Here is an 18238-nt window from a genome sequence, read left to right as displayed (position 1 = left end):
AAAAAATCATTCGAACACGAAAAATAACTATTTTAATGAAAAAGGACAATACTCAATGCCTAACATTGATTATGAACTAAGTTTTGTCGAAATTTCCTAGGAAATGTAGGTAGATATTGTATGTTTAATATAATTCATGATCTGTTTTATTACGAAATATTATTGTGTCTATCTTGAAATTTTTTTGTTACTAAAAAGGAATACATCAAAATCCATTCAAATACATTTGTCAATGTCGTTTGATTAAGTGAATTTGTAATCATACTTCCTACAATCATAATAAGAATCCCAAAGAATAACCATGGCCATTTTTGTTTTCGCCATAAAATAAGGCTGGTCATTAAAATAAAAATTGATAAGATGATCACCATTACAGGAACTCCCGTGTCGCGAATATTTTCATACATTAATATGCCATTCTCCCATTTTTTCTCCAGTTTAATCCCGAAAACTCCTGTAACTAACTCATAAAAAATCAATCCTATTGTTAATAAACATACGAGCAATTTCACCCAAATCTTCTTGGACCAAACAACGTTAGCCCGGTATAACAATTTCCATAAAACTAAAATCAATAATGGCGTTATGAGCGCATGAAGCCAATAACGCACATAATTTAAAATTTTTAACAAATTTCCTTCGCCCACCCATTTGCCAATAAATAGTATTAACATTTCATAAATAAACGCTAAGATTACAAGTAAAAGTACATTTTCTAATTTTAGCCAACCGTACTTGTTCGCTAACATAATTCCTTGTACAAAGAGAAAAATAAAACCGACGATTAAAACAAAAGTTACTATAATATCCATCTTAATCATTCCTTCTTGTATTTTCCGTTTAGAATTCCAAATGTTAAGGAAAATTATTTTTAGAAATTAGTTGTGAAACAAAAAGGATTTTGTGTAAAATGAAGCGACGAATGATTGAAAAGGATGATAAATCATGACAAATTGGTCCCAATTACAAACATTAAAACACTTTATAAAAGAAAATTGGCAACAAGCATGGTTTGTACAGCCGACACCAATTCAAAAACAGGCAATTCCATCTATATTAGAAGAAAAAGATGTGATCGCACAATCACCTACTGGTTCTGGAAAAACCCTTGCCTATATCATTCCAATTCTTGAACAAATTGATGAATCGAAAAGAGATCTACAATCGGTAATTATTGTGCCATCTAGGGAATTAGCAATGCAAATATTAGAAGTCATTCAAAAATTTACTATTGGATCAGATATAAAAGCAGCTGCATTTATCGGTGGAGCAAATATTAAAAAACAAGTTGAAAAATTAAAGGTAAAACCTCACATTGCTGTAGGCACCCCAGGTAGAATCAGGGAACTGATAAAAATGAAAAAGATGAAAATGCACCAAGTAAAAACGATCGTTATTGATGAAGCCGATCAATTAATGAATCAGGAACATATTCAAGATGTAGAAGCGATTATTAAATCAACATTAAAAGAGAGGCAACTCCTCTTTTTCTCGGCAACAATAACAAAGAATACAGAAGTAAAAGCAAAGAGTCTGATGAAAGAAGATTTTGTACATATTTCTATCGAAAATCAACGGCAGCGCGGCAACACAGACTATTTTTATATTCCATGTGAGCAAAGAGAAAAAGTTGAAATAATCAGAAAAATAATGCATGCTCATCCAGGGAGAACGATCACTTATATTAAAAATAATGAACAGCTTGAAGAAGTGGCATTAAAATTAACCTTTCACGGTTTACCGGTCGCCATCCTTACAGGGGATTCAACAAAGTGGGAACGAAAACAAGCATTGAAAGAATTCCGCTCTAATAAAAAGCCATTGCTACTAACGACAGATGTAGCAGCTCGAGGACTAGATATTGAGAATATTGATTTAATTATTCATTATGATTTCCCTAGCACATCCACTCAATTTATACACCGATCAGGACGAACGGGAAGAATGGGAAAAAAAGGAACAGTTATATCTTTAGTTAATGCAAAAGAAAGAAGCTTTTTGAAAAAAATGAGTCAAGAATTAAAGATATTAATGAAAATGAAAAAAGTAGCTTATGGTAAAATTATCGATGCATAAAATTTGCAGAAACCCATAACCAAGCGGCTGCCCAATAAGTTAAAGAAAATCGATTGTTCAAAGGAGAGTTGGCGGCGACTCCAGCAGGAATAGCAAAAGCTATTTTGCTAATTACGTAACCATCAGACTTCCGCAAACGCACTTTTCGCTTAAGGTGGCTGAACCGTGCCACTGGTGGTTCTTCTGCCAACGTATCAATCATTCCTAAACAATCCACTTTCTGGGCAGCCCTCTTCTCACTCATCCGATTCATAATCTAAAATTTCATCAAAGGCTTTCGATACCTTATCAAATTCATCATCGCTACCGATTGGCGCAATATCTCCTTCTTCATCAATTTTCAAAAAGAAAAGATCAATTTCTTCATTTGTCTCATCTTCCAGATCTTCAACAAAACTGACAGCAACATATTGCGTTCCTTCTAACTCTAATGTTGCAATAACTTCCACGTCATGTTCCTCGTTTACATCATCACTAATCGAGAAGATTTCACCGACTTCAATTTTTTCCATTACAATCAATCTCCCCTTTAAAAATGATCCTTAATATCTTTTCACAATTGTACCTATTGCATACGTGAATAAACTCCGATAACCATCTTCCAATGTAAGATTTATATTTATAACATTAAAAAATAGGCATTCTGATTGAAGACCATCTACGTTTATTCAACTTCAGATGCCTATATTTCATGATATATTTTCTTTTATAATGTAAGCCAGAATTTAAAAGCCGATGATTTTTACCAATTAATTCCTCCTTTTTTATACTGGCTAATCTCACAAAAGAGATCATTCACATAAAGAATGGTTCCTTTTGGATCTGTTATTGCAACAATGGCAGATTGCTCTAAATGCATATTTATATCATATAATTCTCTCAACTCTGTAGATGTAATATGATTTTCATTTTCAGTTAGATCAACATGTTATTATGTTGCTTGTATTTATGATGAAGGTATTTGTTTTCCATATTTCACCCTCAAGTTAAGATGATTGATATATTAGACTTGTTTTTATTTTAAATTTATTTTACTATAAACAATGCCTTCTATCTATTTCTTTAGTAAGGGTTACCTTTTTGTTCAAAAATTGCAACAAGGACTCCCTCTTCCTGTATACTTCCCATTGAATAATCATTTTTTTGTGAATATACTAGTTATAGTAAGTAAAAGGGGTGGAGAAACATGGATATTGCAAAATTAATCAAGTCACGTAGATCAATAGGCGCCGTGAGTGAGAAAGATGTTCCAGATGAAGTAATTCAAGAGCTTTTGGACATTGCTGTCTGGGCACCTAATCACCGAAAAACTGAACCTTGGAAATTCCGTGTATTTAAAGGAGACGCTCGAGTGAAACTCGGTGAAGAAATGGCACGGATTACAAAGAAAAAAGTAGCCGGTTTAAGTGAAGAGGAAGCTCAAAAGAAAATTGAAAAAGTTCGTAAAGGACCTTTACGTGCACCTGTACTAGTTATCCTTGCAGCAAGTCCAACAGGTAAAAATCCGGAAATTGAAGAAGTTGTTGCAGCAGGATGTGTGCTACAAAACCTTTTACTTGCCGCAACGGAAAAAGGTTTGGCCACTATTTGCCGTACTGGGGATATTGCCCACGATCCAGAATTAAAACAATATTTAAAATTAGAAGAACACGATAAAGTCATTGGTATTGTCTATATCGGTTATCCAAAACAAGAATATAATATTAAAGCACAACGTGTCCCTGCCGAAGAAAAAACAATATGGTTTAAATAATCGTGTAAGCCCGGCAAACAAAATATTGTGTGCTGGGCTTTTTCCTATAAACTATAACTTTTCATTCTAGAGACAACTAGTGAAAGGAGGAATATAATTGAAACTCATCGGTATTTCAGGTGCTCTTTCCGGTAGTAAAACTGCTCATATGGTCGCTCAAGTTCTTCATACAGCAAAATTTATCAATCCGCATATTGAAACTGAACTCATTGATTTAAAAGATTATGATGTCGAATTTATGCGTGGCTATGCTCTTTCTACCTATAACGAAGATACGGTTACAGTCGTTAATAAAATTTTAAAGGCGGATTCTTTAGTTATTGGTACACCAATTTATCAAGCCTCTATTTCCGGTTGCTTAAAGAATCTTCTCGATTTATTACCAGAATATGCTTTCGATAAAAAAACAGTAGGTTTTATCACGACAGCTGGATCCGAAAAATATTTTCTTGTTGGTGAATATCATTTACGACCAATCATTCAGTTTTTTGGTGGCATTCTCCCATCTCGAAATGTATTTGTTCCCGATGATAGCTTTAACGATGAAAGTGAGATTGTTGATAAACTCATTTTAAAACGAATACAAGGGCTGGCAAAGGAGATTTTGGAGTTAAGCCATGAAAAGAAATAAATTTGTGTAAAGATAACTTACAGTTCTGTTTTTCACTCTTTACGAATTTTGTCTCATATAAGTGTAAGATGCCTAAACTATTTTTAATCGCTAATTCTCCAACTTCGTAGTAATAAACGAATCCCTTCCTCCAGTTGTTCTTCCGGAACACCGGCAAATCCAAAGACAATCTTTGGTGGAGCTTCCGCCTTTTCTTCTAATAAGTAATACGATAACGGATACACCTTCACTTTCTCTTTCAATGCCCGCTCCACTAGCTCTTTTTCCTCCATACCGTTTTGTACCATTAACACGATGTGAAAACCGGAATGGGCTTCAATGACCTTAATTTCCTTTTTATATGGTCGTAACATTTCTAATGTTTTTTCTAACTTGCGTCGATAAATTTTCCGCATCCGATTCAAGTGGCGTTCGAAATCACCTGCTTGCATAAACTGTGTTAATATCGCTTGGTTTAAACGTGGCACTGTGCAATGGTAAAATGATAATTTTCTTTTATATAATTTAAGCAGCTGATTTGGAAGAACCATGTAACTCATTCGAATGGAAGGCATTAATGACTTAGAAAATGTACCTAAATAAATTACTTTTCCCGCTTGATCCATACTTTGCAAAGACGGAATCGGTGTCCCACTATAACGAAATTCACTATCATAATCATCTTCAATAATAAATCGATTCTTCTTCTCTTGTGCCCATTTTAGTAATTGAATTCTTCTGTTCACCGATAGCACAGAACCATATGGAAAATGATGTGAAGGTGTCACATAGACTACATCTGGCTTTAATCGTTCAATGACTTTTACCTGTATACCTTCACTATCTACTGTTATTGGTTTGACTTCATTAGGGAAATTTTTTAATATCTTTGAAATCACATGATACCCTGGATCTTCTACACCATAAACCGTTTCCTTTTCAAAAAGTTGAATGAGCATCAAGAGTAATGCTTCAATTCCTGCCCCAATAATAATCTGTCCTGGAGAACATGTGACCCCTCTCGATTGATATAAATAATGAGCAATTTCACAACGTAAACTGTATTCGCCCTGTGCGTCGCCATGTAATAACAGTGTTTGATGTTCTTCACCAATGATTTCTTTTGCATACTTTCGCCATTTAGCAAAAGGGAAGTTTTCTGTATCAATCCAGCTCGGATGAAAGTTATACTGAATTTGAACTTTTTCATCCTCATCAAAATGAACAATCTCATGATCTAAATTTAGAATATCTAACTCCTCGTAAGCTAAAACAAAATAACCCTTTCGTGGTACGCTTTTGATATACCCTTCAGCTATCAGTTGTTCATAGGCCGTTTCAACGGTGTTTAAACTTATTTTTAAATAATCTGCTAACTTTCTTTTTGATGGTAGTTTCACACCATAATCAATTCTCCCAGCAATAATTTCATTTTTGATATATCGATACAACTGTTCATATATCGGTATATCAATGTCTCTTTTCAACTCACAAGCTAACATATCCATTTTTTCTTCACCTTCATCTGGTCCCATTAAATTTATCAAAACTGGAACTTTTTATCATACCAGTTACTTTTTATAATATAGTAAATTTAAAAAAATACAACAATTTTTAAAGGAGTGTAGAAAATGACGAAATTACAGTTTCCAAAAGGTGGCGTCATAATGGACGTTATCAATGCAGAACAAGCAAAAATTGCTGAAGCAGCTGGTGCAGTGGCAGTAATGGCTTTAGAACAGGTCCCATCAGACATTCGTAAAAATGGTGGTGTCGCGCGGATGGCCCATCCTAAAGTTATCGAAGAAGTATTGAATGCAGTCAATATTCCCGTAATGGCGAAAGTTCGTATTGGACATATTGTAGAAGCACGAGTTTTAGAAGCCCTTGGTGTTCATTACATAGATGAGAGCGAAGTTTTAACACCTGCCGATGAAGAATTTCATTTATTAAAAAGTGAATTTACTGTTCCATTTGTTTGTGGTAGTCGTGATTTAGGTGAAGCGGCTCGTCGTCTCGGTGAAGGAGCATCAATGTTACGAACAAAAGGGGAAGCTGGTACAGGAAATATCGTTGAAGCTGTAAGACATCTCCGAAAAGTAAATGCCCAAGTCCGTAAAGTAGTAAATATGAATGAGGATGAATTAATTACGGAAGCAAAAAACCTTGGGGCACCATATGAAATTTTAAAACAAATTAAAGAAGTTGGAAGATTACCTGTGCTCAACTATGCCGCTGGCGGCGTCGCAACACCAGCTGATGCTGCATTGATGATGGAATTAGGGGCAGACGGTGTATTTGTAGGTTCTGGTATTTTTAAATCAGAAACACCAGAAAAGTTTGCTAATGCCATTGTACAAGCAACTGCTAACTATAAAGATTATGATTTAATTGGAAAACTATCTAAAGATTTAGGAACACCGATGAAAGGGATTGATGTTGCCACACTTGCTTCAGAGGAAAGAATGCAAGAACGTGGATGGTAACAATTGCAAGATTTTTCAGAAGACATGGCTAATATTAGCCATGTCTTTTTTCACCTAACTTTTAAACTGTTGGATTATTATGATTTGAATTAGGCATATTAAAAATGAAAACATTGTTTTCTATCTTTATTACAAGTTAGGGGAATTAAAATGATGAAAGATAAGTCTGTCTTTTATATTTCTGCAATTTTTCTATCACTCATTGTATTATTTGGTATCATCGCACCAAAAGCTCTTGAAACGGCTACAGAAAATATACAGTATTTTATCACAGACTATTTTGGCTGGTATTATTTAATCGTTGCTACCATTTTTTTAATCGTCTGCATTTATTTATTTATCACTCCGATGGGACGTATCAAATTAGGAAATCAAGATGATAAGCCTGATTTTACACGTTCATCCTGGATTGCTATGCTTTTTAGTGCTGGAATGGGGATCGGTCTTGTTTTCTATGGTTCCGCTGAACCCATTAGTCATTATGCCATCAGTTCTCCGACAGGGGAAACTGGAACGGCGAATGCAATTAAGGACGCACTCACCTATACTTTTTTTCATTGGGGATTACATGCATGGGCCATTTATGGAATCGTAGGATTAATCATCGCTTATTTTACTTTTCGAAAGAAAGAACCTTTAACAATTAGTAACACATTAAAACCGATATTAGGTAAAAAAGTGAACGGAAAAACAGGAAAAATTATTGATATTTTAGCCATCCTATCGACGGTTTTTGGAGTAGCAACTACATTAGGTTTCGGTGCGATGCAAATCAATGGGGGGCTTTCCTTCCTTTTTGGAATACCGACTAATTTTTCCATACAAATCATTATTATCGTAGTTGTTACCTTTTTATTTATTGCATCATCTTTGTCTGGTCTTGGAAAGGGGATTAAAATTTTAAGTAATGGAAATATGTTTTTAGCTGGATTACTGTTAGTAATTATGCTTATATTCGGTCCAACGATGATGATTTTAAATTTATTTACGAACACAATCGGTACTTATTTACAAAACCTTCCTTATATGAGTTTTCGATTGGCACCACTGAATGCGGATATTCGTGATTGGATTAATTCCTGGACAATATTTTATTGGGCATGGTGGATTGCCTGGTCACCATTTGTCGGAATTTTTATTGCGAGAATTTCAAGGGGAAGAACCATACGCGAATTCGTTCTTTGCGTCCTACTTATCCCTTCCATTTTTGGATTCATATGGTTTTCTGCCTTCGGTGGAACTGCAATTCATTTAGAGTCGTCAGGTGTTGCTAAAATATCTGAACTAGCATTAGAACAGGCGCTTTTCGGAGTATTTGATCATTTTCCATTTGGAATGGGAATGTCCATTATTGCCATAATCTTAGTAGCTGTGTTTTTTATTACATCTGCCGATTCTGGCACGTTTGTTCTAGCTATGATGTCGACTAATGGGGTTGCCAATCCAGCAAACCGGATCAAGCTTATGTGGGGAATCTTACTTACATCTATAGCACTAGTGTTATTATATTCTGGAGGATTAATGGCTTTACAAAATGCAATGATTGTTGCCGCTTTACCATTTTCAGTAATAATGATCCTGATGACCATTAGCTTATTTAAATCATTAAATAAAGAAACAAAACAAATGTTTAAAAAACATATCAAAAGATAAAAGTTTATTTTTAATGAAAAAACCAGACCTGTCATATAGGTCTGGTTTTTACCTATTATTTCACCCTTGGGAAACCTCTTAAGTATTGTTTTGGAATGACCCCTTCTTGTCTCAATTGAATCGAAGCTTCAAGTGCCCAATTTGGATTCCTTAACATGCCACGTCCAATCGCAACGAGATCTGCGTCACCATTGGCTATGACTGAATTTGCTAATTGTGGTTCTTCTAATCTCCCTACCGCAATAACCGGAACATCACAGGCTTCTTTAATTTTCCTTGCAAAAGGTACTTGATATGCAGCATGAGATCCAGGTTTACCACCGCTTCCAATTGGTCCTTCTCCACCAGAACTTATATGGAAGAGATCAACACCGGCTTCTTTATACTGTTTGACAAGTTCAATCGCATGGTCAATTCCATATCCATTTTCAACATACTCGACAGCAGAGATACGTAAAATGAGTGGCATATGTGCTGGCATTTCACTTTTAACTGCTTGAATCACTTCTCTGCCAAACAGTGCTAAATCTTTACCATATACATCTGTCCGTTTATTTGTTAGTGGAGATTGAAATTCGTGTATGAGATATCCATGGGCACCATGTAGTTCAATTGTGTCAACGCCAGCTTGTACAGCTCGTCGGGCAGCTTGACGGAACTTTTCTACCATTTCTTTTACTTCATCAGTCGTTAATTCTCGCGGTGTTTTGAAATCATTATTGAATGGGATTGGTGATGGTGCTACTGGAATTTCCGCATCTTCTGCTTTTCTTCCCGCGTGGGCAATTTGAATCCCCACTTTTGCGCCATGTTGATGACACCCTTCAATAATTCTCTGAAATGCTGGAACTTGAGCGTCAGACCATAATCCTAAATCATAATCTGTAATTCGCCCATCTGGTTCTACATCAGTCATTTCAATAATAATGAGACCTGTTCCACCAATTGCTCGACTTACATAATGTACATAATGCCATTCATTTGGTATACCGTCTTTTTTTGTCACAGAATATTGACACATCGGTGGCATAACGATTCGATTTTTTAATTCCAATCCTTTAATTTGATACGGGCTAAATAAGTTATACAAAAGAAAAACCTCCATTCAGAATATACTGTTTCATACTATTTATTATACGATGAAGAAAGACAAGATTCATTTTAAGTGTATTGTAGGAGGTTGGGAACCAATACAAAAAGCGGCAAAAAAGTTCGCACAAAAATGAACTCATACGCACAGTTTTCACTCAATTTCGCACAAAAATTTATGAATTCGCACACTTTTATTAGGTTTTCGCACGCATTTTTTAAGTTTAGCACATTTTTTAATAAAAATCGCACACTTTACTTCGTTTCAAACCGTTTTTTTTCCTTAAAATGGCTGAATTAGTTAAAATTAATCATGTTTATGAGCAATTTGCTCGTTTTTTCGATTAAAATTCCCAATTATGAGTGATTTTTTTTAGTGTAACTTCGTAATACACAACGAATGCCTTTTATAGCATTGCATATTGCAGAACAATCTCCCCTAAAACATACCGAGTCGTTTAACCCTTGTGACTAGGTTCTAATGTGTGGTGAATACTTCCACGAATGAACACTTTTATTTCTTCTGTCCTATCTTCATGAAATAATTCAACAATTCGACTTCCAACAATGACACCGTCACAATGGTAACTTAATTTTCTTGCTTGCTCTACATTTGATACACCAAATCCTGCTAAGACAGGAACAGAACTATACCGTTTTAACATTTCTAAATAATCTTTCACGTGTGAATCATGATTCTTTCGTGCTCCTGTTGTTCCCATTACGGAAACAGCGTATAAAAATCCTTCCGAACGACTCGCAATTTCCTTTACACGGTCCCTAGAGCTTGTTAAGGCGACTAACCGGATAAATGCAATATGATGTTGATGTAAATATCCAGTAACAAGTTCCTCCTCTTCCAAAGGTACATCTGGAATGATAACCCCATCTACTCCAGCTTCCTTAGCATCTACGGCAAAATTTTCTAAGCCATAACGGTAGATTGGATTCAAATAGGCCATAAGAATTATTGGTACAGTTCTAGTCTTTTTACATTTTTTCAAGTGCTTTAAAACACCGGTCAAAGTTGTTCCTTCTTTAAGAGATCGCAATCCCGCCTTCTGTATAGTAGGTCCATCAGCAACGGGATCCGAAAACGGAATGCCAAGTTCAATCGCTGATACCCCACATTTTTCTAAAAATTGAATTCGTTCGTCTAAAACATCTAACCCACCATCACCAGCCATAAGATATGGAATAAAGAGCTTTTCTCCCCTTAATAACTTATTCTGAAATGTCCTTTCAATCCGCTCTTTCCCCATCACTCTACCTCCAATCGTTTTTGTACTTGCTCGACATCTTTATCGCCTCGACCAGATAAACAGACAACAATGGTTTCATCTGAACGCATTACCTTTGCTAATTTAATGGCATAAGCAACGGCATGGGAACTTTCTAACGCCGGGATTATTCCTTCCGTTTTTGATAAAAGTTGAAATGCATCTAAAGCTTCTTTATCAGTTACCGAAACATACATTACCCGATTTATGTCATGTAAATAACTATGTTCAGGACCAACACCAGGGTAATCAAGGCCAGCGGAAATTGAAAATGCTTCTTTAATTTGCCCATGATCGTCTTGTAACACTTTAGATAAAGCACCGTGTAATATCCCTTTTTCTCCTTTTGTAATTGCAGCCGCATGTTGATTTGTTCTTAGACCTAACCCCGCTGCTTCTACACCAAAGAGTTTGACATTTTTCTCTTCAACAAATGGATAGAACATACCGATCGAATTACTACCACCACCAACACAGGCAACAACAGCATCAGGTAATTTTTTCGCTTGTTCCAATATCTGTTCTTTTGTTTCTTTACCAATCACCGATTGAAAGTCACGAACCATTTTTGGAAATGGGTGTGGGCCAACTGCTGAACCAATTATATAATGAGTATCTTGAACATGACTTGCCCAATAACGTAATGCCTCATTAGTCGCATCTTTTAAAGTTCCACTTCCATTCGGTACACTGCGTACTTCTGCTCCTAATAATTCCATCCGAAAAACATTTAACCGCTGACGTTCGATGTCTTCTGCTCCCATAAAAATGATACAATCTAAATCAAATAAAGCACTTACCGTAGCAGTAGCAACTCCATGTTGTCCAGCACCGGTTTCTGCTATCACTTTCTTTTTCCCCATTCGTTTTGTCAGCAAAGCCTGCCCAATTGTGTTATTAATTTTATGTGCTCCTGTATGATTTAAATCTTCTCGCTTAAGAAAAATTTTTGCTCCACCAACATGATTTGTTAACTGTTCCGCATAATATAAAGGGGTCTTCCTCCCAACATATTGTTTTAAATGATAACTTAACGCTTGCTGAAATTCCGGATCGTTCTTAGCTGTTTCATAGGCTTTTTCCAATTCAATTAATGCAGGCATTAATAACTCCGGAACAAACTGACCACCGTAATGCCCAAATTTTCCATTTTTATCTGGTAAAGTATAGGTTGTCATCTTTTATCACCTTTCCTCTTTTGCTTTATGAATGAACCGTTTTATTTTTACAACATCTTTTTCTCCATTCGTTTCAACTCCACTTGAAACATCAACCCCAATAGGATGAACAATCTCAATTGCTTTTTGAACATTTCCTTCCGTTAAACCACCGGCTAACAAAAGTTTCTTTCGATCTAAATCGTATTTTTCCATTAATTCCCAGTTAAACGTTTTTCCACTTCCGCCTCTATTCTCACTTGGACTATCTATCAAATAATAATCACAAGGGTAACCTCGAATTTTATTGAGATATAAAGGTTCAGCCGGTATTGCTTTAATAATGTTAAATGGCAACTGACTAGCGATATCAGCTGATTCATCCCCATGTAATTGAAGATAATCCAGGCCCACAAGTTTTGCGATTTCTATCATTCGCTCCGGCTGTTCATCTACAAAAACACCAACTTTTTTTACTTGTGTTGGTAATCCCTGGGCAATAATCGCTGCACGCTCAGCTGAAATATTCCGCTTACTATCGGCAAAAACAAAGCCTATAAAATCAGCTCCAGCCTGCACGGCTGCTTCTGCCGCCTCTTTTGTTCGAATTCCGCAAATTTTAACTAACATGTTCTCTTGCCCCTTTAGTTTCAAGTCAAATCGACTTGGAATTCTTGAAACTTCTTGGCTAAGTCTTCCGCCAACATAAATGTTTCGCCAACCAGTATAGCTTTTGCACCCGCATCCCTTGCCAATTCAACATTTGCTTTTGTTTTCATTCCACTTTCACTAACGATAATTGTGTCAGCATTTGAAATCATTGCCGCTAATTTCTCAGTCGTTGCTAGACTTACGTCAAAGGATTTTAAATTTCGATTATTAATCCCAATTATTTCTGGATTTAACCCCAAGGCCCGTTTCATTTCCTCCTCATTGTGTACCTCAATTAGAACTTCTAAATTTAATTCTTTCGCATATTGGTAAAGTTCAACCAATTCCTCTTGAGATAGTGCAGCTACAATGAGCAGAATGATGTTCGCACCATTCGCCTTTGCAAAATCAATTTGGATGGGATCAATAATAAAATCTTTACATAATATCGGAATATCAACCGCTTCTCTTACTAGGCGAAGGTCATCCATAGACCCCTTAAAAAACGGTTCATCTGTCAACACCGAGATTGCAGCAGCACCTAATTGTTCATATTGTTTTGCTCTTACAATCGGGTCTACACCAAGATCGATTTCTCCTTTAGAGGGGGAGGCCCGTTTAATTTCTGCTATAATATTCATGTGACTGGATTGTTGGACACGTTCTTTAAAAGTTGGTACCTTTTTTTCTGGACCCTTTATAAATGAATCTTTCTTTAATTTGCTCACTTCCATTTTTTTTTCTGTCAAAATGTCATTTAAAATTGTCATTTAGTACACCCCGCTTAATTTTTTACAATATTTCACCAGTCCTTCTAATCGTTTTAAAGCTGCTCCAGATTGAATACTTTCTTCTGCAAGCTTAACTCCTTCCCGTATGCTCTCCGCTTTGCCACTAGTAAACAATGCTAATCCAGCATTTAAGAGTACAGTATAGTAATGAGCGCCGATTTTGCCGTTCAACACTTGTAATAAAATTTCTGCATTCTGTAATGCATCACCACCTCTAATTTCCTCTATCGCGTAATAGGGTAGGCCAACGTCTTCCGGACGAAGCGTAAAAGAATTTATTTTTCCTTCATTTAAAAAAACAATATGATTTTCCCCAGCTAATGTCGCTTCATCTAAACCACCCGCACCATGAATCACCATCGCTCTTCTTCTTCCTAATTTTTTAAGGGTTTCAGCAAGCATAGTCAGTAATGCTTTGTCATAGACACCTAAAAACTGAGTATCAAGGTCAACAGGATTGACTAAAGGGCCAATAACATTGAATACCGTACGAAGCCCTAATTCACGGCGAACTTTAGTAAATATTTTTAATGACGGATGAACATTGGGTGCAAACAAAAAGGCAATTTTATTTTCGTGTAACAATTCTTCAACCTGTTCATTGGATAAACTTAACGAAATTCCTAGAGTCTCCAGAACATCAGCACTACCCGATTTACTTGTCACACTACGATTGCCATGTTTAGCGACGGTGACACCCGCTCCAGCAATAACAAAAGCGCTCGTTGTGCTAATATTAAAGCTAAACGATTGATCTCCCCCTGTACCGCAATTATCAATCGCATCTTGTAAGGGACTTGTTTTAAACGTTGACTTTGCACGGATAACATCTACAATGCCTGCAATTTCATCGGCTGTTTCTCCTTTTGCCTTTAACGCTGTTAACAAAGAAGCAATCTGCGTATCCGTCGCTTGTGTAATACAATACTCTGTTACAACTCTCATCTCTTCATAATTTAAACTTTGACCGTTGATTAATTTTTCCAAATAAAATTTCATCCCACATTCCTCCTTTGAATTTCTTGTAAAAAATTTTGAATGATTTGCTTACCTGCTACTGTTCCTATCGATTCCGGATGAAACTGTACTCCATAAACCGGATAATCCTTATGTTTTATAGCCATTATTTCCTCATCATCTTTGGATAAAGCTGTAATCTCTAATTCTTCCGGTAATGTATATTGGTCAACGACGTAAGAATGGTATCGCATCACTTCCAATGAATCTGGTAAATTAGCAAACAAGCCTGTTTTACAATGCTCCATATCAGAAGTCTTTCCATGCATAATCTTTTCCGACTGTTTCAATTTAGCACCAAAGGCAATAGCAATCGCTTGATGACCTAGACAAACGCCAAATATGGGAAGAGAATCATAAAACTGTTCTATTAAACTTTTACAGATACCAGCTTGTTCAGGAAGTCCAGGTCCTGGAGATAAGATAATGGCTTCCGGATTCATTTTTGCAATCTCTGCCAAAGATATCTTGTCATTTCGGACGACTTTCACATGAACATCCTGTTCTGAAAAATACTGATAAAGATTGTACGTGAATGAATCATAATTATCGATTAACAGGAACACCCTTAGCCACCTCCATCAGCGATCGTGCTTTATTTATAGTTTCTTTATATTCAAGCTCCGGCACCGAATCATAGACAATTCCTGCTCCCGCTTGAAGATATGCGAAACCATCCTTCACAACGAGGGTGCGAATCGCAAGTGCAAAATTAAGGTCAAAATTCCAATTAATAAAACCGATACCACCGGCATACACCCCTCGTTTTTGTTCTTCCAGTTCATTGATAATTTGCATAGCTCGAATTTTTGGTGCACCGGATACGGTTCCAGCAGGTAAACAAGCAATTAAGGCATCGATACTTGTGAAATCATTTCTTAAACGTCCTTTCACCTCTGACACAATGTGCATCACATGTTGATATTTTTCAATTTTCATAAATTTAGGCATATAAATTGAACCAATTTCACATACACGGCCTAAGTCATTTCGACTTAAATCCACAAGCATTTTGTGCTCGGCTATCTCCTTCTCATCCGCTAACAGCTCTTTTTCTAGCATTTCATCTTCCTGTTTTGTTTTTCCCCTTGGTCTTGTTCCTGCAATTGGATTTGTAATAATTTCACGATTAATAGTTTGAACAAGGCTTTCCGGTGAAGCACCGAGCAACTGATAATCCTCAAAATCGATATAAAACATGTAAGGGGATGGGTTCGCTTCCCGAAGTTTTAAATAAAAAGCAAAAGGATTTCCTTTAAGACTACCTTTCATTCTTTGTGATAACACGACTTGGAAAGCATCGCCTTTTTCAATATAATGCTTAGCCTTCTCGACCTTTTCTTTAAAGGCTTGTTCTGTCATCGTTAATTGAAAATCAATCAAACATGAATCTTTCTTTTTATAAGAGGATTGGGTTGAAAGAACGCTTTGTAAATCTTCCAATCGACTATCCAATACATGTTCAGGCTCATTTTCAAAAGTGATTGCGATGAAATAGATCTCATTTGTTTCATGATTAAAAGCAATGATGGATTGATAAAGCATGAAATGTAAATCAGGCATATCAATCTCATCCGGTTGTTCGTGGCCAATCTTTTCAAATTGTCGAATCATATCATAAGATACGTAACCCACTGCACCACCATAAAATGGAACAGGAAGATTTACCTCAATTTTCGGAAAATGTTTTTTTAAAAAACTTAAAGCATTTTCCTGAATTCTTTCGATATGACCATCTGGATATTGCAGAATGGTCTCATTTCCACATCCCATCATTTCCATATAAGGGTTTGTGCCGATAAATGAAAATGTTCCTTTCGTCTCGTGCTGAAAAGTACTTTCAAGTAAAAATTTCTTTTTGCCTTGTAATCGTTCATAAACATCAACGGGGGTGACTGTTTCATTCTTTTCGACAACCACTTTATAAGATTTACTCATGTTAAACCTCCTATATTTCTTCCAAAATAAAAACCCTCTACAAACACAAACTTGTTGTGTCTGTAGAGGGCGATTAAACACCGCGGTGCCACCTCTATTGAAAAGGAAAACAAAAATGTCTTCTCTTTTCATCTCTTTCGGATACGGGATGAAGCAACATCCTTATATCCTATCCGTATAACGTCGGAAAACGGACCTCCATACTTGAACAATTTCGTTCAGGAAGTCTCTTGCAAGTCCATTCGGTAACCATTCACGTACTGGAATCCCACCATCACCAGCTCTCTGGAACGTTTCAAAGTTACTTACTTCTCTTGCTCATCGATTTTTTATATTCAATTTTAAAAGACGAGATCATACTTCGAGCGAACACACCAAATATTATAAAATGCAAAAAGTCCTTCATCCGTAAAGGACGAGGGACCGCGGTACCACCTTTATTAGCTGAATGCAGCTCACTTTGACGTGATTAAACAAATAATGTTTAATCACTGTCTCATGTAACGACGAGACATATCGCCAAAGCCTACTGCATGGCAATCCATGGTTCGGTTTGGAGCTCAGAAGCCCATTCATCGATTTTCCCACACTGGTTTGCACCGACCACCAGCTCTCTATAGTGTTTCAATCGACTACTCTTCTTCTTCATAGCGTTAAACGAATAAATTTTAAAATAATATTATACAATTCCTAATATATTGTCAAGGGAAAATTTTCATTACGGCGTTTCAACTTATATTCCAAGTGTTTTTATTTTTCAAATGGTATTCGATTTGATAAAATTTTATATGCTTTTGTGCATCATTGAGCAACAATCTAAAAACGGAAAATAAAACACATATACAAAAAATATAGAAAAAGTGAGGTATTTCTATGAATGTTTTGATTGTAAAGGGAAACAATCGCCCAGCATCAGAAAGTGTTTCAAGTAAAATGTTCGAAACCTTTCTAAATGCAATTAAAGATCATAAACATTTAAACGTGTCAGTCTATGATGTATTTGCCGAAGATATGCCCTACATAGGTCAAGATTTATTTAGTGCTTTAGGTAAACTAGCAAAAAATGAACCACTTACAGAACTTGAACAACGGATTTTAACTGCTAAACAAAAAGCAAAAGCTGCCTTCTCTAAAGCAGATATTATTGTATTTGCATTCCCATTATGGAATTTAACGATTCCTGCTAAACTACAAACATTTATTGATTATATTTGGGAAGCTGGATATACATTTAAATATGATGAAAATGGTAAACTGGTGCAATTAATGGCTGATAAAAAAGTTATTTTATTAAATGCACGTGGCGGCATTTATTCTACTCCTGAAACAGCACCAATGGATATGTCTGTGAATTATATGCGTAATGTTTTTGGTGGAATGTTCGGTATGGAAATTATTGCCGAAGTTATAATTGAAGGACATAATGCAAATCCAGACCGTGCTGAAGAAATGATTGCTGAAGGACTACAACGAGTAACTGAAGCAGCAAAAAAACTTGAATTACAACTAGCTTAATTACCAAGGTCAGATTCATATTGTACATAGGTACGAAAGAATCTGACCTTCGTTTTTCGGCTCTATAATAAATGTTGGGGTTTTCATACAATTTTGGTCAAAAAAAGACACGCAACCCCGTCATTCTTTTATACTTGAATTGTCCAGAAACAAGCAAAAAGAATGGAGTTGCGTGTACTATGAATTCTATCATGAATATCCCAGGATTAAAAGACTGTCAGG

At 36.0% G+C, this 18238-nt stretch carries 18 protein-coding genes and 2 other annotated features; of the genes, 6 read left to right on the top strand and 12 right to left on the bottom strand.

The features are described 5' to 3' along the window. Positions 1-149: 149 nt before the first annotated feature. Positions 150-812 carry a hypothetical protein gene (locus tag OEV82_RS08095; protein ID WP_173660910.1) on the bottom strand — a complete coding sequence of 221 codons (663 nt, stop codon included), beginning with the start codon at positions 810-812 and terminating at the stop codon, positions 150-152. Between the two features lie 133 nt (positions 813-945). On the opposite strand from OEV82_RS08095, the gene OEV82_RS08090 reads away from it, so the two are divergent. After that, positions 946-2076, top strand: coding sequence for a DEAD/DEAH box helicase (locus tag OEV82_RS08090; RefSeq protein ID WP_263061553.1), 1131 nt, complete (start codon positions 946-948; stop codon positions 2074-2076). Here OEV82_RS08090 and OEV82_RS08085 read toward each other — a convergent pair. Together OEV82_RS08085 and OEV82_RS08080 are read right to left on the bottom strand one after the other, a co-directional pair. Next, entirely contained in the window at positions 2063-2320 is a 258-nt protein-coding gene (locus OEV82_RS08085) for a hypothetical protein (protein WP_173660914.1), read from the bottom strand. The genes OEV82_RS08090 and OEV82_RS08085 overlap by 14 nt on opposite strands. Further along, positions 2313-2588, bottom strand: a complete 276-nt coding sequence (locus OEV82_RS08080) for a DUF1292 domain-containing protein (protein ID WP_173660916.1) — start codon at positions 2586-2588, stop codon at positions 2313-2315. The genes OEV82_RS08085 and OEV82_RS08080 overlap by 8 nt, the downstream gene beginning before the upstream one ends. A 674-nt stretch (positions 2589-3262) precedes the next feature. Here OEV82_RS08080 and OEV82_RS08075 point away from each other — a divergent pair. Together OEV82_RS08075 and OEV82_RS08070 are read left to right on the top strand one after the other, a co-directional pair. Continuing rightward, entirely contained in the window at positions 3263-3829 is a 567-nt protein-coding gene (locus OEV82_RS08075; RefSeq protein ID WP_263061552.1) for a nitroreductase family protein, read from the top strand. 97 nt (positions 3830-3926) lie between these two features. Beyond that, positions 3927-4460: an NADPH-dependent FMN reductase gene (locus tag OEV82_RS08070; protein ID WP_263061551.1), complete on the top strand. Its 534-nt coding sequence runs from the start codon at positions 3927-3929 to the stop codon at positions 4458-4460. Between the two features lie 83 nt (positions 4461-4543). Here OEV82_RS08070 and pdxR read toward each other — a convergent pair whose 3' ends face one another. Beyond that, a complete protein-coding gene (pdxR, locus tag OEV82_RS08065; protein WP_263061565.1) occupies positions 4544-5947 on the bottom strand; it encodes a MocR-like pyridoxine biosynthesis transcription factor PdxR in 1404 nt (467 codons plus the stop codon). Positions 5948-6070: 123 nt separating this feature from the next. Between pdxR and pdxS the strand changes: the two genes are divergently transcribed. Both pdxS and OEV82_RS08055 read left to right on the top strand, forming a co-directional pair. Further along, positions 6071-6925 (top strand): pyridoxal 5'-phosphate synthase lyase subunit PdxS, encoded by an 855-nt coding sequence (gene pdxS, locus OEV82_RS08060; protein WP_263061550.1) that lies wholly within the window; start codon positions 6071-6073, stop codon positions 6923-6925. Positions 6926-7075: 150 nt separating this feature from the next. Beyond that, positions 7076-8578 (top strand): glycine betaine uptake BCCT transporter, encoded by a 1503-nt coding sequence (locus tag OEV82_RS08055; protein ID WP_263061549.1) that lies wholly within the window; start codon positions 7076-7078, stop codon positions 8576-8578. Positions 8579-8633: 55 nt separating this feature from the next. Here OEV82_RS08055 and OEV82_RS08050 read toward each other — a convergent pair whose 3' ends face one another. From OEV82_RS08050 to trpE, 8 genes are all read right to left on the bottom strand, one after another. Beyond that, a complete protein-coding gene (locus tag OEV82_RS08050; RefSeq protein ID WP_173659296.1) occupies positions 8634-9668 on the bottom strand; it encodes an NADH:flavin oxidoreductase/NADH oxidase in 1035 nt (344 codons plus the stop codon). Positions 9669-10125: 457 nt separating this feature from the next. Then, complete coding sequence (gene trpA, locus OEV82_RS08045) at positions 10126-10929, bottom strand: tryptophan synthase subunit alpha (RefSeq protein WP_173659298.1); 804 nt, start codon at positions 10927-10929, stop codon at positions 10126-10128. Further along, complete coding sequence (gene trpB / locus OEV82_RS08040; protein ID WP_263061548.1) at positions 10929-12125, bottom strand: tryptophan synthase subunit beta; 1197 nt, start codon at positions 12123-12125, stop codon at positions 10929-10931. Before trpB ends, trpA begins: the two co-directional genes overlap by 1 nt. A gap of 6 nt (positions 12126-12131) precedes the next feature. Further along, positions 12132-12734 carry a phosphoribosylanthranilate isomerase gene (locus OEV82_RS08035; protein ID WP_263061547.1) on the bottom strand — a complete coding sequence of 201 codons (603 nt, stop codon included), beginning with the start codon at positions 12732-12734 and terminating at the stop codon, positions 12132-12134. 20 nt (positions 12735-12754) lie between these two features. Beyond that, positions 12755-13525, bottom strand: coding sequence for an indole-3-glycerol phosphate synthase TrpC (gene trpC / locus OEV82_RS08030; protein ID WP_263061546.1), 771 nt, complete (start codon positions 13523-13525; stop codon positions 12755-12757). After that, on the bottom strand, positions 13526-14545 hold the full coding sequence (gene trpD / locus OEV82_RS08025) for an anthranilate phosphoribosyltransferase (RefSeq protein ID WP_263061545.1): 1020 nt from the start codon (positions 14543-14545) through the stop codon (positions 13526-13528). Continuing rightward, positions 14542-15129, bottom strand: coding sequence for an anthranilate synthase component II (locus tag OEV82_RS08020; protein ID WP_263061544.1), 588 nt, complete (start codon positions 15127-15129; stop codon positions 14542-14544). Before OEV82_RS08020 ends, trpD begins: the two co-directional genes overlap by 4 nt. Continuing rightward, the gene (trpE, locus tag OEV82_RS08015; RefSeq protein WP_263061543.1) at positions 15110-16501 is read right to left on the bottom strand and encodes an anthranilate synthase component I; all 1392 of its coding nucleotides are present in this window, start codon (positions 16499-16501) and stop codon (positions 15110-15112) included. Before trpE ends, OEV82_RS08020 begins: the two co-directional genes overlap by 20 nt. A gap of 62 nt (positions 16502-16563) precedes the next feature. Next, positions 16564-16832, bottom strand: a binding site (T-box leader). Between the two features lie 77 nt (positions 16833-16909). After that, positions 16910-17159 (bottom strand) — a binding site (T-box leader). 215 nt (positions 17160-17374) lie between these two features. Between trpE and OEV82_RS08010 the strand changes: the two genes are divergently transcribed. Next, on the top strand, positions 17375-18016 hold the full coding sequence (locus OEV82_RS08010; protein WP_263061542.1) for an FMN-dependent NADH-azoreductase: 642 nt from the start codon (positions 17375-17377) through the stop codon (positions 18014-18016). Positions 18017-18238 lie beyond the last annotated feature (222 nt).

The sequence above is a fragment of the Pallidibacillus thermolactis genome (assembly GCF_025660415.1).
In the GTDB taxonomy this organism is placed as follows: Bacteria; Bacillota; Bacilli; order Bacillales; family Caldibacillaceae; genus Pallidibacillus; species Pallidibacillus thermolactis.
The sequence above is the reverse complement of the archived record's forward strand: the minus strand, read 5'-3'. Positions and strand labels throughout refer to the sequence as shown.

Coding starts and splice junctions, on each gene's coding strand:
- pdxS (WP_263061550.1), top strand. CDS start 6,071: ATGACGAAATTACAGTTTCCAAAAGGTGGCGTCATAATGGACGTTATC.
- OEV82_RS08075 (WP_263061552.1), top strand. CDS start 3,263: ATGGATATTGCAAAATTAATCAAGTCACGTAGATCAATAGGCGCCGTG.
- trpA (WP_173659298.1), bottom strand. CDS start 10,929: ATGGGGAAAGAGCGGATTGAAAGGACATTTCAGAATAAGTTATTAAGG.
- trpB (WP_263061548.1), bottom strand. CDS start 12,125: ATGACAACCTATACTTTACCAGATAAAAATGGAAAATTTGGGCATTAC.
- OEV82_RS08085 (WP_173660914.1), bottom strand. CDS start 2,320: ATGAGTGAGAAGAGGGCTGCCCAGAAAGTGGATTGTTTAGGAATGATT.
- trpE (WP_263061543.1), bottom strand. CDS start 16,501: ATGAGTAAATCTTATAAAGTGGTTGTCGAAAAGAATGAAACAGTCACC.
- trpC (WP_263061546.1), bottom strand. CDS start 13,525: ATGACAATTTTAAATGACATTTTGACAGAAAAAAAAATGGAAGTGAGC.
- OEV82_RS08090 (WP_263061553.1), top strand. CDS start 946: ATGACAAATTGGTCCCAATTACAAACATTAAAACACTTTATAAAAGAA.
- pdxR (WP_263061565.1), bottom strand. CDS start 5,947: ATGGATATGTTAGCTTGTGAGTTGAAAAGAGACATTGATATACCGATA.
- OEV82_RS08055 (WP_263061549.1), top strand. CDS start 7,076: ATGATGAAAGATAAGTCTGTCTTTTATATTTCTGCAATTTTTCTATCA.
- OEV82_RS08035 (WP_263061547.1), bottom strand. CDS start 12,734: ATGTTAGTTAAAATTTGCGGAATTCGAACAAAAGAGGCGGCAGAAGCA.
- OEV82_RS08080 (WP_173660916.1), bottom strand. CDS start 2,588: ATGGAAAAAATTGAAGTCGGTGAAATCTTCTCGATTAGTGATGATGTA.
- OEV82_RS08010 (WP_263061542.1), top strand. CDS start 17,375: ATGAATGTTTTGATTGTAAAGGGAAACAATCGCCCAGCATCAGAAAGT.
- trpD (WP_263061545.1), bottom strand. CDS start 14,545: ATGAAATTTTATTTGGAAAAATTAATCAACGGTCAAAGTTTAAATTAT.
- OEV82_RS08095 (WP_173660910.1), bottom strand. CDS start 812: ATGGATATTATAGTAACTTTTGTTTTAATCGTCGGTTTTATTTTTCTC.